Origin of the sequence: Pseudomonas sp. RIT-PI-q, assembly GCF_001297125.1 — a bacterium.
Classification (GTDB): domain Bacteria; phylum Pseudomonadota; class Gammaproteobacteria; order Pseudomonadales; family Pseudomonadaceae; genus Aquipseudomonas.
The window spans coordinates 1-11,872 of sequence record NZ_LHPC01000055.1 but is presented as its reverse complement, the minus strand read 5'-3'; the positions used below and the strand labels follow the sequence as shown (position 1 = coordinate 11,872).

Genomic DNA, 11,872 nt, shown 5'->3' with positions numbered 1-11,872 from the left:
GGGTGTTGTGCGACGCATAAAATTGCCCCCGATCTCAGGATCGGGGGCTTTTTTTGGCCGGGACTAAAGCAACTCGCGAATGTCCTTCGGCAGCAAACTCATGTATTTGAGGACGGGGCCGCGACGGCATTGCCGGACGATGGTAGGCACACGCCTGTTGAGCGTGGCGATCAGCGCCAGACGCTTCTCGTCTGGCAACTGAGTGATATGAAACACGTTCGACAGATAAGCCCGGGTGTAATCAAACACCGCTGTATCCACCCACGCGTGCTCCGGGAAATCGGCCAGAGCCTCATTGATGTCACGGCATCGCAGTTTTTTGAGCCATTGGTTGGTGTGGATGGGCGTGTCCAGATCCAGCCGGAAGCTCATGGGCGCAACCACGTCCAGTTCGGCAAGGGTGTCACCCTCCACCGCCCACGGCTTGAATCGCCACTGTACAATCGCGACCCTGGACGCTTCGGCCAGTTCAGGATGGTCGCTTTGCAAAATGTTCACTTTGCTGACCGAACCATCGGCATTGGCAGTGAACCCGACCCGGACCTCACCGATTATCCCGGCCCTGTAAAGCGCCCGGGGGTAAATCGGCTTGGGATTATGTTCAGGTATCAGGAGCACGTCCCCCGCCCTGATATCCATCGACACCATCAGCAACAGCACACACGCTAACCACCGCATAACCCCTCTCCTTCGCGACTGCAATGCCAACCCTGGCACCCGCACAAAGGTTAAAGCGCGGTGACCTGAAACAGAACGTCACGACTTCCCATTCAATCGAAGGACATTTCCCAAAGCCCTGCCTTATTCCGGACAGACGAAGGGCGTCAAAGCGACAGAGGTAATGCTTCCTACAACGTCCTTCATTTATACCTGAGCGACATGTTCGTAAAAGAACATGCGATCTCCAATGTTTCCGCTGTTTCGCCAATGCGAACCGGTGCTATTTTCGGTAACGAAACTGTAACATTCGCATCCGCAGTCAAAACAAGAAATCTGGAGCTCTTGAATGTTTGCTTTCTTTCGTCCTGCCGCACATCAGGCTCCATTGCCTGAAGAAAAAATAGACAGCACCTACCGACGCCTTCGCTGGCAGATCTTCGCCGGGATTTTCATCGGCTATGCCGGTTACTACCTGCTGCGCAAGAACTTCACCCTGGCCTTCCCTGACCTGATCGCCCAAGGCTATACAAAAGGCCAGCTGGGCGTGGCCATGTCGGCGATTGCGATCGCCTACGGCCTGTCGAAGTTTTTGATGGGCATTGTGTCCGACCGCTCGAACCCGCGTTACTTCCTGCCGTTTGGCCTGGTGGTCTCCGCCGGGGTGATGTTCGTTTTCGGTTTCGCACCTTGGGCGACATCCAGCGTGACCATGATGTTCATCCTGTTGTTCATCAACGGCTGGGCGCAAGGCATGGGCTGGCCGCCGAGCGGGCGAACCATGGTGCATTGGTGGTCGCAGAAAGAGCGCGGCGGTGTGGTGTCGGTGTGGAACACCGCGCATAACGTCGGCGGAGGCTTGATCGGCCCGTTGGCGATTCTCGGCATGGGCTGGTTCAACGACTGGCACAGCAAGTTCTACGTACCGGCCGCCGTGGCGCTGCTGGTCGCCGTATTTGCCTTCATTGTGATGCGCGATACACCGCAATCGACGGGCCTGCCGCCCATCGAGAAGTACAAAAACGATTACCCGGAAGGCTACGACGCCAGCCACGAAGACGAATTCAGCGCCAAGGACATCTTCGTCAAATACGTGCTGCGCAACAAAATGCTCTGGTTCATCGCCCTGGCTAACGTCTTCGTCTACCTGCTGCGCTATGGCATCCTGGACTGGGCGCCGACCTACCTCAAAGAGGTCAAGCACTTCGACTTCGACAAAACGTCGTGGGCGTATTTCCTTTATGAGTGGGCAGGCATTCCGGGCACGTTGCTGTGCGGCTGGATGTCGGACAAGGTCTTCCGCGGCAACCGTGGCCTGACCGGTATGGTGTTCATGGCGTTGGTGACCGTCGCGACGATCGTGTATTGGCTGAACCCGCCCGGCAACCCGATGATCGACATGATCTCGCTGTTCGCGATCGGCTTCCTGATCTACGGTCCGGTGATGCTGGTTGGCTTGCAAGCGCTGGAACTGGTGCCGAAGAAGGCGGCGGGGACGGCGGCAGGCTTTACTGGCCTGTTCGGTTACCTGGGTGGTTCAGTCGCGGCCAGTGCCTTGATGGGCTACACGGTGGACTACTTCGGTTGGGATGGCGGTTTCATCCTGCTGGTCGCCGCGTGCCTGCTGGCGATGGCGTTCCTGGCACCCACGCTGGGTCACAAGAACGTCGCCAGTCAGACCCGCGAAGAAGCACTCGCCTGATCAGACTTTGATTTACAACGCTTGAGCCGCGCCTCCAGATTTCGGTCTGGCATGGCGTGGCTGCGCAGGGCGTTGGCGGTCTGCTCGACATAATCGCGAGTGGTGCCGTAACGCCCGCAAGCGTTTTCGAACACGTGGCTCAGCACGTGATCCGGCAAGTTGCCGGCATAGCTGGGCAGATGACGCTCCAATACGAATCCCAACGCCTGAACCTGGCTTCCGTCTTCAAGACGGCAGTTGAGCCAGTGTGGGCGATAGGACGGAAAGGGCATTTCGCGCTGCCACAAGGCGTAGAGCGACGCGTCGAGTTGTTCTTCGGGCAAGCGATACGCGAAACCGCTGCAAGAGCCGCCGCGGTCCAGGCCAAACACCAGCCCTGGCACTTCCGGCGTGCCGCGATGTTCGTGGGACCACAGGTACAAACCGCGATGGTAGCCATGCACACGACCGCGCACACGCTCCGCCGTCGGGCATTCAGGCTTCCAGATCAGCGAGCCGTAAGCGAACAGCCAGACCGGCCCGCCCTTGTGGCGCGCCATGGTCGACTGCATCGAGCTGAGCAATTGTTCGTGCGTAAGCTGCGGCCCCAGATCGAGCCGCGGAGGGTAAGCCAGATTCAAAAAAGCAGATTCAATGGCGCTCATGGCGAATAGCGTTCAGCTCCCCGCGGGTAAAGATTACTTAATAGAACGCACCGCTGTAACAATAAGGCACATATGTTTTAAGGCAATTTAAGTGCCACGGCACAGTTCTTAATGATTGCCTGGATGACATATAACCTACCGGCACTTATATAAATTTATAAATACCGATCGGCTATATAGAGGGTTATAACCTGTAGGAGCGAGCTTGCTCGCGAGGGTCGTTAACGATTACGCGGGAAGTCAGGCTTTCCCGCGGTGCTTTTGAGTCCATCGCGAGCAAGCTCGCTCCTACAGTGTGGTGGGCAGCCTCAGGATCTAGGGGCGTATGCAAATACGTCGGCGCGCATTTGATGGGCATCCATCCCGGCTTCGACCAAGGCATCCAGCGTGCCGTAGACCATCGCTGGCGAACCGCTGGCGTAGACATGCAGGGCTTTCAGATCAGGGAAGTCTTCACACACTGCTTCATGCAACATGCCACAGCGCCCCTGCCAGCCGCATTGATCGCTGACGACTTTATGCAGGAACAGGTTGGGCAGTTTCAGCCATTCATCCCAATGTTCAATGTCATAAAAGTCTTCAGGACGACGCACGCCCCAATACAGATGCACCGGATGTTTGAAGCCGGTAGCGCGGCAATGTTCGATCAAACTGTGGATCTGGCCCATGCCGGTGCCTGCGGCAATCAGCACCAGCGGACCGGCCGGCAGTTCCGCCAGGTGGGTGTCGCCGAAGGGCATTTCGATCCGCACCATCGAGTTGCGCTGAAGCTGCTCGATCAGGTTCAGCGCACTGCTTTCGCGCGCCAGCACATGGATTTCCAGGTCACGCCCGCCATGCGGGGCCGAGGCCAGGGAGAACGCGGATTTCTCGCCGTTTTCCCGTTCGATCATCAAATACTGACCCGCGTGATAGCGCGGCGGCTTACCCGCCGGTGCGCGCAAACGCACGCGCCAGGTATCGCCGCCGACGTCCCTGCATTCAATGACCTGACACGACAAGCTGCGCACCGGCAATTCTCCCAGCGCGAGCACGCCATCCCACAGCACAATGCAGTCTTCCAGCGGCTCTGCTATGCAAGTGTAGAACTCGCCATGGTCACGCACATCGCCGGCCTGCTCGACCCGCCCTTCCACCAGCAGTGCGCCACAGACGTGGCAATTACCATTGCGACAGCTTTGCGGGCATTCATAGCCCAGACGCCGTGCGCCGTCGAGAATCCGCTCGCCGGGCAGAATCTCTAGCACTGCTCCGGAGGGCTGCAAGGTTACACGCATCAATCTATTCCTAACTGATTCCAGATGGCATCGATCCGTTGGGTCACGGCTTCGTCCTTGACGATGACCCGGCCCCACTCGCGGGTGGTTTCGCCCGGCCATTTATGCGTGGCATCGAGCCCCATCTTCGAACCCAGGCCGGAAACCGGCGAGGCGAAGTCGAGGTAATCGATCGGCGTGTTGTCGATCATCACCGTGTCGCGCTTGGGGTCCATGCGCGTGGTGATGGCCCAGATCACGTCATTCCAGTCGCGTGCGTTGATATCGTCGTCACAGACGATAACGAACTTGGTGTACATGAACTGTCGCAAAAACGACCAGACACCGAGCATTACCCGCTTGGCATGGCCGGGATACGACTTCTTCATGGTCACGATGGCCATGCGGTACGAGCAGCCTTCGGGCGGCAGGTAGAAGTCGGTGATCTCCGGGAACTGCTTCTGCAGGATCGGCACGAACACTTCGTTCAGCGCCACGCCGAGAATCGCCGGCTCATCCGGCGGACGGCCGGTGTAGGTGCTGTGATAAATCGGTTTGATCCGGTGGGTAATGCGCTCGACGGTGAACACCGGGAAGCTGTCGACTTCGTTGTAGTAGCCGGTGTGGTCGCCATACGGACCTTCATCGGCCATCTCGCCCGGATGGATCACGCCTTCAAGGATGATCTCGGCGGTGGCCGGCACTTGCAGGTCGTTGCCACGGCACTTCACCAGCTCGGTGCGGTTGCCACGCAACAGACCGGCGAAGGCATATTCGGAGAGGCTGTCCGGCACCGGCGTCACCGCACCGAGAATGGTCGCCGGGTCAGCGCCCAACGCCACGGACACCGGGAACGGTTGGCCAGGATGCTTCTCGCACCACTCGCGATAATCCAGCGCGCCGCCACGGTGGCTCAGCCAACGCATGATGACCTTGTTGCGGCCGATCACTTGCTGACGATAGATGCCGAGGTTCTGGCGATCCTTGTTCGGACCTTTGGTGACGGTCAGGCCCCAGGTGATCAGCGGGCCGACGTCGCCAGGCCAGCAGGTCTGCACCGGCAGCATCGCGAGGTCGACGTCGTCGCCTTCGATGACCACTTCCTGGCAGATCGCGTCTTTGACGACTTTCGGCGCCATGGCGATGATCTTGCGGAAGATTGGCAGCTTGGACCAGGCGTCTTTCAGGCCTTTGGGCGGCTCGGGCTCCTTGAGGAAGGCCAGCAGCTTGCCGATCTCGCGCAGTTCACTGACCGCTTCTGCACCCATGCCCAACGCAACGCGCTCGGGGGTGCCGAACAGGTTGCCGAGTACCGGAATGTCATAACCCGTAGGGTTTTCGAAAAGCAGGGCCGGGCCTTTGGCGCGCAACGTGCGGTCGCAGACCTCGGTCATTTCGAGCACTGGGGACACCGGAACCTGGATGCGCTTGAGTTCGCCGCGCTTTTCCAGGCCGCTGATAAAGTCGCGCAAGTCGCGATACTGCATGCGTGAGCCTCGTATTGGCCGTGCCGTTCGGGGGTGGCAGTTTAGCGCCGAACCCCTCTATTCAGAACCACGAACTGGCGATTGATCAAAAATCAGATAGCAAAAAGCCGGGTTTCCCCGGCTTCTTGGCTTTATCGACTTACTTGCGTTTCATCGACAGGAAGAACTCATCGTTGGTCTTGGTCGTTTTCAACTTGTCGACCAGGAACTCGATGGCAGCGATTTCGTCCATCGGGTGCAGGAGCTTGCGAAGGATCCACATGCGCTGCAACTCGTCGTCAGCCGTCAGCAACTCTTCGCGGCGGGTGCCGGAACGGTTGATGTTGATGGCCGGGAACACACGTTTTTCAGCGATGCGACGATCCAGCGGCAGTTCCATGTTGCCCGTGCCTTTGAACTCTTCGTAGATCACTTCGTCCATCTTCGAGCCGGTTTCAACCAGCGCGGTGGCGATGATGGTCAGCGAACCGCCTTCTTCGATGTTCCGCGCGGCGCCGAAGAAACGTTTCGGTTTCTCCAGGGCGTGAGCATCGACACCACCGGTGAGCACTTTGCCGGAGCTCGGGATCACGGTGTTGTAGGCGCGAGCCAGACGGGTGATGGAGTCGAGCAGGATCACCACGTCCTTCTTGTGTTCGACCAGGCGCTTGGCCTTCTCGATCACCATTTCGGCAACCTGCACGTGGCGGGTTGGCGGCTCGTCGAACGTCGAGGCAACCACTTCGCCGCGCACGGTGCGCTGCATTTCGGTTACTTCTTCCGGACGTTCGTCGATCAGCAATACGATCAGATGAACTTCAGGGTTGTTACGCGCGATGTTGGCCGCGATGTTCTGCAGCATGATCGTCTTACCGGCTTTCGGCGGTGCAACGATCAGACCGCGCTGGCCTTTGCCGATCGGGGCGCACAGGTCGATGACACGACCGGTCAAGTCTTCGGTGGAACCGTTGCCGGCTTCCATCTTCATGCGCACGGTCGGGAACAGCGGGGTCAGGTTCTCGAAGAGAATCTTGTTTTTCGCGTTTTCGGGACGATCGTAGTTGATCGTGTCGACCTTGAGCAGCGCGAAATAACGCTCGCCTTCCTTTGGAGGGCGGATCTTGCCAACGATGGTGTCACCGGTGCGCAAGTTGAAACGGCGGATCTGGCTAGGCGAGACGTAGATATCGTCCGGGCCAGCCAGATAGGAAGCGTCAGCGGAGCGCAGGAAGCCGAAGCCGTCCTGGAGAATCTCCAGCACGCCATCACCGGAGATTTCCTCGCCGCTTTTCGCGTGCTTTTTGAGCAGGGAGAAAATCACGTCCTGCTTGCGCGAACGGGCCATATTTTCTATGCCCATCTGTTCGGCCAATTCGAGCAGTTCGGTAATCGGCTTTTGCTTGAGTTCAGTCAGATTCATATAGGAATGACGTAATCATTTATGGAGGGGGGGAAATTAAGCTTTTGGCTTAATGAGGCCGCGCCGCAGAGAAGGCGACAGGATCGCGTACTTATTCGAAAAGGAGTGCGTCGGCGACGGCTAGCAGGGGGCAATGGAGAAACCAGTGCGGGGCCGAATGTACCACCTGAGTTTCGGAGCGTCTAGCCCTCTATAACGAAAAAGCCCCGCAATATGCGGGGCCTTTTTTCGGACACTTTACAGCGACGCTTAGATGTTGGCGTCGAGGAAAGCAGCCAGTTGCGACTTCGACAGTGCGCCGACCTTGGTCGCTTCAACGTTGCCGTTCTTGAACAGCATCAGAGTCGGGATACCACGCACGCCATGCTTGGCCGGTGTTTCCTGGTTCTCGTCGATGTTCAGTTTGGCAATGGTCAGCTTGCCTTTGTAGGTCTCGGCAATTTCGTCCAGAACAGGAGCGATCATTTTGCAAGGGCCGCACCATTCAGCCCAGTAGTCGACCAATACAGCGCCTTCGGCCTTGAGTACGTCGGCCTCGAAGCTAGCGTCGCTAACGTGTTTGATAAGATCGCTGCTCATGGAAGTCTCCAGGTTGTAAGCAAAAAAACGTGGCCCATCATAGCCGCCCTTCCCGCGTTCAGGAAGCCGCAGATGATTGAGTCTCGCTATGGTGGTCCATGAGTTTGGGTATAGCTCAAGTCATGAGGTGGCGGGAGCGACGAAGGCAATTCCGGTGCGCAACGCGGCGTTACGCACATGTTCGTGCATGGCCTTCTGCGCCGCGCCGGACGCCCGTCGAGCCAGTGCACGGAGGATTTTGCGGTGCTCCTGCCAGGTTTCCATGGCCCGTTCGGCCCGGATGAACGGTAGCTTCTGGCTCTCCAGGAAGATGTCGGCGCTCGCGGTGAGGATGCTCAGCATCGCCTGATTGCCGCTGGCCAGCAGGATGCGGCGGTGGAAGTCGAAATCCAGCCGCGCCGCTGCCTCGAAGTCGCCAGCCTTCAGTTCGTTACGCATGGCGGCGACGTTGTCTTCCAGGGCATCGAGTTCAAACGTACTTAACGTCACGGCCGCCAGCCCCGCAGCAAAGCCTTCCAGGGCATAACGCAACTGGAAGATGTCCAGCGGCGACGCCTGGGCCGCGAACGGCCAACTCAGCGCGGCATCGGACCGAGGCAAGTCCACCGGCGATTGCACGAACACCCCCTTGCCCGGCTGGATGCTGATGACGCCCAGCGCACTCAGTGACGATAAAGCCTCGCGCAGCGACGCCCGACTCACCCCCAATTGCACAGCCAGGTCCCGTTGCGAGGGCAAGGCGTCCCCCGGTCCAAAACCCTGTTCGGTGATCAGTTTACGGATGGCTTGCAGCGCCACTTCAGGTACGGCGCGGGAGATAGAGTTCATGGTTTTTCAGACGAACCAGGCCAATGAGCGGTTAGTTGTAAAGCTATTCGCGACGCCCGGCAAGTCGTGCCCCATGGGGGTTCGGTGTTTTTCCTGGATGCGCTATCGGGGTGCGAAATGTCACCCGACTGTTCAGACCAGTAAGACCGAAAAGCACCAATAAAACCGTGGCCTGCACCCCCTAAAAACCAATCTTGGCATGGCCCGTGCTCTGTCGATCCGCAGAATTCACTTCTCGCCGATTCGGAGATTTGCCATGACCCAGCGTTACAGCGCCCTCCTCGCAGCCCTGTTTGCCAGCCTGATGCTGAGCCAGGCACCCGCCCATGCCGACGGTCTGGAGGATGTGGTCAAGCGCGGCGTCCTCAAGGTGGCCGTGCCTCAGGACTTCCCGCCCTTCGGCTCGGTCGGCCCGGACATGAAGCCACGTGGTCTCGATATCGACACCGCCAAACTGCTGGCCGAGCAACTCAAGGTCAAACTCGAACTGACGCCGGTCAACAGCACCAACCGCATTCCGTTCCTGACCACCGGCAAGGTCGACCTGGTGATCTCCAGCCTCGGCAAGAACCCCGAGCGCGAGAAAGTCATCGACTTCTCACGCGCCTATGCGCCCTTCTACCTCGCCGTGTTCGGTCCGCCAGACGCCAACATCAACAGCCTGGACGACCTCAAGGGCAAAACCGTCAGCGTCACCCGTGGCGCCATCGAAGACATCGAGCTGAGCAAAGTCGCCCCCGAGGGCGTGACCATCAAGCGCTTCGAAGACAACAACTCGACCATCGCCGCGTACCTCGCCGGGCAAGTCGACCTGATTGCCAGCGGCAACGTGGTGATGGTGGCGATCAGTGAGCGCAGTCCAAAACGCGTGCCCGCGCTGAAAGTGAAGCTCAAGGATTCGCCGGTCTACGTCGGCGTGAACAAGAACGAGCCGGCGCTGCTGGGCAAGGTCAACGAGATCCTGGCTACCGCGAAGACTGACGGCGCCTTGGAGAAAAACTCCCAGACCTGGCTCAAAGAGCCACTGCCGGCCGATCTCTGATCGACGCTCGGGAGATTTGATATGGCCTATCAGTTCGACTTTCTACCGGTGGTGCAAAACACCGACCTGCTGCTGCGCGGTGCGTTGTTCACCCTTGAGCTGACGGCCATTGGCGCGGTGTTCGGCGTGGGGCTGGGCATCGTCGGGGCGCTGGTGCGGGCCTGGAACATTCGCCCGTTCTCGGCGATGTTCGGGGTCTACGTCGAGTTGATTCGCAACACGCCGTTTCTGGTGCAGTTGTTTTTCATCTTCTTCGGCCTGCCGTCCCTCGGCGTGCAGATTTCCGAATGGCAGGCGGCGGTGCTGGCGATGGTGATCCACCTCGGCGCTTATTCCACCGAGATCATCCGCGCCGGCATCCAGGCGCTCCCGCGAGGGCAGCTGGAAGCCGCCGCTGCGTTGGCGATGACGCGCTTCGAAGCCTTCCGCCACGTGGTCTTGCTGCCGGCGCTGAGCAAGGTTTGGCCGGCGTTGAGCAGCCAGATCATCATCGTCATGCTCGGCTCGGCGGTGTGTTCGCAGATTGCTACTGAAGAGTTGAGCTTCGCGGCCAACTTCATCCAGTCGCGCAACTTCCGCGCTTTTGAAACCTACGCCCTGACCACGCTGATCTACCTGTGCATGGCGTTGCTGATCCGCCAGCTACTGAACTGGATCGGTCGCCGCTACATTGCCAGGAGCAGCCAATGAGCGATTTCACTTTCTGGGACGTCGTGCGCAACCTGCTCACCGGCCTGCAATGGACCTTGGCACTGTCGCTGGTGGCGTTTATCGGCGGTGGGCTGATCGGGTTGCTGATCATGGTCATGCGCATTTCGAAAAAATCCCTGCCGCGCAGCTTTGCCCGCACCTACATCGAACTGTTCCAGGGCACGCCGCTGTTGATGCAGCTGTTTCTGGTGTTCTTCGGCGTGGCATTGGCCGGGGTAGAGATTTCACCGTGGATGGCGGCGGCGATTGCCCTGACGCTGTTCACCAGCGCGTACCTGGCGGAGATCTGGCGCGGTTGCGTCGAGTCGATCCCCAACGGCCAGTGGGAAGCCTCGTCGAGCCTGGCGCTGAACCCGCTGGAGCAACTGCGCTACGTGATCCTGCCGCAAGCCCTGCGCATCGCCGTGGCACCGACCGTGGGCTTCTCGGTGCAAGTGGTCAAAGGCACCGCTGTCACCTCGATCATCGGCTTCACCGAACTGACCAAGACCGGCGGCATGCTCGCCAACGCGACCTTCGAACCGTTCATGGTCTACGGCCTCGTGGCCCTCGGTTACTTCCTGCTCTGCTACCCCTTGTCCCTCAGTGCGCGCTACCTGGAAAGGAGACTGCATGCCTCTGCTTAGAATTTCGGCCCTGCATAAATATTACGGCGACCACCATGTGCTCAAAGGCATCGACCTGAGTGTCGAGGAAGGCCAGGTGGTAGCGATCATCGGCCGCAGCGGCTCGGGCAAATCGACCTTGCTGCGCACGCTTAATGGACTGGAGTCGATCAACGACGGAGTGATCGAGGTCGACGGCGAATACCTCGACGCCGCCCGCGCCGACCTGCGCAGCTTGCGGCAGAAAGTCGGGATGGTGTTCCAGCAGTTCAACCTGTTCCCGCACCTGACCGTGGGCGAGAACGTCATGCTCGCGCCGCAAGTGGTGCAGAAAGTGCCCAAGGCCAAAGCGGCGGAACTGGCGCGACAGATGCTGGAGCGGGTTGGATTGGGGGAGAAATTCGATGCCTTCCCGGATCGACTGTCCGGCGGGCAGCAACAACGGGTAGCGATTGCCCGGGCGCTGGCGATGTCGCCGAAGGTATTGCTGTGTGATGAGATCACCTCGGCGCTGGACCCGGAACTGGTCAATGAAGTGCTGAGCGTGGTTCGGCAACTGGCCAGGGAAGGCATGACGCTGATCATGGTCACCCATGAAATGCGCTTTGCCCGGGAGGTCGGGGACAAGTTGGTGTTCATGCATCAGGGCAAGGTGCATGAGGTGGGGGATCCGAAAGTTTTGTTTGCTGACCCGCAGACAGTGGAGCTGGCGAATTTCATTGGGACGGTTGAGGTGGCGGTCTGAGGGTTCTTCAGCGCCTTTGAGGCCGTCTTCGCGGGCAAGCCCGCTCCCACAGGGTTCTCTGCTGGAACGCGATGGTGTGTTCGACGCAAAAACCTGTGGGAGATTCTATGGTTGAGGGGAAGCCCTCAACCAGCTTTGGGTTGGTATTCGCCCTGTCCTTTCAGTAGAGCGAATACGATCCGAGCAAGCTTGCGAGCCAGTATCACCAATGCCTGAG

General features: G+C 59.2%; 12 protein-coding genes. 5 read left to right on the top strand and 7 right to left on the bottom strand.

All coding sequences use genetic code 11. The annotated features are described in order from the left end of the window. Positions 1–63: 63 nt before the first annotated feature. Positions 64–678, bottom strand: coding sequence for an energy transducer TonB (locus AEQ67_RS29200; protein ID WP_059407234.1), 615 nt, complete (start codon positions 676–678; stop codon positions 64–66). Positions 679–1,006: 328 nt separating this feature from the next. Here AEQ67_RS29200 and glpT point away from each other — a divergent pair, with 328 nt between their 5' ends. After that, positions 1,007–2,359 (top strand): glycerol-3-phosphate transporter, encoded by a 1,353-nt coding sequence (glpT, locus tag AEQ67_RS29195; RefSeq protein ID WP_059407233.1) that lies wholly within the window; start codon positions 1,007–1,009, stop codon positions 2,357–2,359. Here the strand turns inward: glpT and AEQ67_RS29190 are convergent. From AEQ67_RS29190 to AEQ67_RS29165, 6 genes are all read right to left on the bottom strand, one after another. Beyond that, a complete protein-coding gene (locus AEQ67_RS29190) occupies positions 2,332–3,003 on the bottom strand; it encodes a gamma-glutamylcyclotransferase (RefSeq protein ID WP_059407232.1) in 672 nt (223 codons plus the stop codon). The two genes, glpT and AEQ67_RS29190, sit on opposite strands and share 28 nt — an antisense overlap. A gap of 308 nt (positions 3,004–3,311) precedes the next feature. After that, the gene (locus AEQ67_RS29185; protein WP_059407231.1) at positions 3,312–4,280 is read right to left on the bottom strand and encodes a CDP-6-deoxy-delta-3,4-glucoseen reductase; all 969 of its coding nucleotides are present in this window, start codon (positions 4,278–4,280) and stop codon (positions 3,312–3,314) included. Continuing rightward, positions 4,280–5,746 (bottom strand): 4-hydroxy-3-polyprenylbenzoate decarboxylase, encoded by a 1,467-nt coding sequence (gene ubiD, locus AEQ67_RS29180; protein WP_059407230.1) that lies wholly within the window; start codon positions 5,744–5,746, stop codon positions 4,280–4,282. The genes AEQ67_RS29185 and ubiD overlap by 1 nt, the downstream gene beginning before the upstream one ends. Before the next feature lie 139 nt (positions 5,747–5,885). Beyond that, a complete protein-coding gene (gene rho / locus AEQ67_RS29175) occupies positions 5,886–7,145 on the bottom strand; it encodes a transcription termination factor Rho (RefSeq protein ID WP_007942421.1) in 1,260 nt (419 codons plus the stop codon). 249 nt (positions 7,146–7,394) lie between these two features. Further along, entirely contained in the window at positions 7,395–7,724 is a 330-nt protein-coding gene (trxA, locus tag AEQ67_RS29170; RefSeq protein WP_003177349.1) for a thioredoxin TrxA, read from the bottom strand. 120 nt (positions 7,725–7,844) lie between these two features. Continuing rightward, the gene (locus AEQ67_RS29165; RefSeq protein ID WP_059407229.1) at positions 7,845–8,552 is read right to left on the bottom strand and encodes a FadR/GntR family transcriptional regulator; all 708 of its coding nucleotides are present in this window, start codon (positions 8,550–8,552) and stop codon (positions 7,845–7,847) included. A 256-nt stretch (positions 8,553–8,808) separates the two neighbouring features. Here AEQ67_RS29165 and AEQ67_RS29160 point away from each other — a divergent pair, with 256 nt between their 5' ends. Genes AEQ67_RS29160 through AEQ67_RS29145 form a run of 4 tightly spaced genes read left to right on the top strand, consistent with a single transcriptional unit; the run spans position 8,809 to position 11,655 of the window. Continuing rightward, on the top strand, positions 8,809–9,594 hold the full coding sequence (locus AEQ67_RS29160; protein WP_059407228.1) for a transporter substrate-binding domain-containing protein: 786 nt from the start codon (positions 8,809–8,811) through the stop codon (positions 9,592–9,594). Positions 9,595–9,615: 21 nt separating this feature from the next. Beyond that, entirely contained in the window at positions 9,616–10,284 is a 669-nt protein-coding gene (locus AEQ67_RS29155) for an amino acid ABC transporter permease (protein WP_059407227.1), read from the top strand. Then, a complete protein-coding gene (locus AEQ67_RS29150; RefSeq protein WP_033060645.1) occupies positions 10,281–10,931 on the top strand; it encodes an amino acid ABC transporter permease in 651 nt (216 codons plus the stop codon). Before AEQ67_RS29155 ends, AEQ67_RS29150 begins: the two co-directional genes overlap by 4 nt. Continuing rightward, a complete protein-coding gene (locus AEQ67_RS29145) occupies positions 10,918–11,655 on the top strand; it encodes an amino acid ABC transporter ATP-binding protein (protein ID WP_059407226.1) in 738 nt (245 codons plus the stop codon). The genes AEQ67_RS29150 and AEQ67_RS29145 overlap by 14 nt, the downstream gene beginning before the upstream one ends. Positions 11,656–11,872 lie beyond the last annotated feature (217 nt).

Bases quoted from the DNA above. Each gene is read 5' to 3' on its own strand.
- AEQ67_RS29200 (WP_059407234.1), bottom strand. From the start codon at position 678: ATGCGGTGGTTAGCGTGTGTGCTGTTGCTGATGGTGTCGATGGATATC.
- glpT (WP_059407233.1), top strand. From the start codon at position 1,007: ATGTTTGCTTTCTTTCGTCCTGCCGCACATCAGGCTCCATTGCCTGAA.
- AEQ67_RS29190 (WP_059407232.1), bottom strand. From the start codon at position 3,003: ATGAGCGCCATTGAATCTGCTTTTTTGAATCTGGCTTACCCTCCGCGG.
- AEQ67_RS29185 (WP_059407231.1), bottom strand. From the start codon at position 4,280: ATGCGTGTAACCTTGCAGCCCTCCGGAGCAGTGCTAGAGATTCTGCCC.
- ubiD (WP_059407230.1), bottom strand. From the start codon at position 5,746: ATGCAGTATCGCGACTTGCGCGACTTTATCAGCGGCCTGGAAAAGCGC.
- rho (WP_007942421.1), bottom strand. From the start codon at position 7,145: ATGAATCTGACTGAACTCAAGCAAAAGCCGATTACCGAACTGCTCGAA.
- trxA (WP_003177349.1), bottom strand. From the start codon at position 7,724: ATGAGCAGCGATCTTATCAAACACGTTAGCGACGCTAGCTTCGAGGCC.
- AEQ67_RS29165 (WP_059407229.1), bottom strand. From the start codon at position 8,552: ATGAACTCTATCTCCCGCGCCGTACCTGAAGTGGCGCTGCAAGCCATC.
- AEQ67_RS29160 (WP_059407228.1), top strand. From the start codon at position 8,809: ATGACCCAGCGTTACAGCGCCCTCCTCGCAGCCCTGTTTGCCAGCCTG.
- AEQ67_RS29155 (WP_059407227.1), top strand. From the start codon at position 9,616: ATGGCCTATCAGTTCGACTTTCTACCGGTGGTGCAAAACACCGACCTG.
- AEQ67_RS29150 (WP_033060645.1), top strand. From the start codon at position 10,281: ATGAGCGATTTCACTTTCTGGGACGTCGTGCGCAACCTGCTCACCGGC.
- AEQ67_RS29145 (WP_059407226.1), top strand. From the start codon at position 10,918: ATGCCTCTGCTTAGAATTTCGGCCCTGCATAAATATTACGGCGACCAC.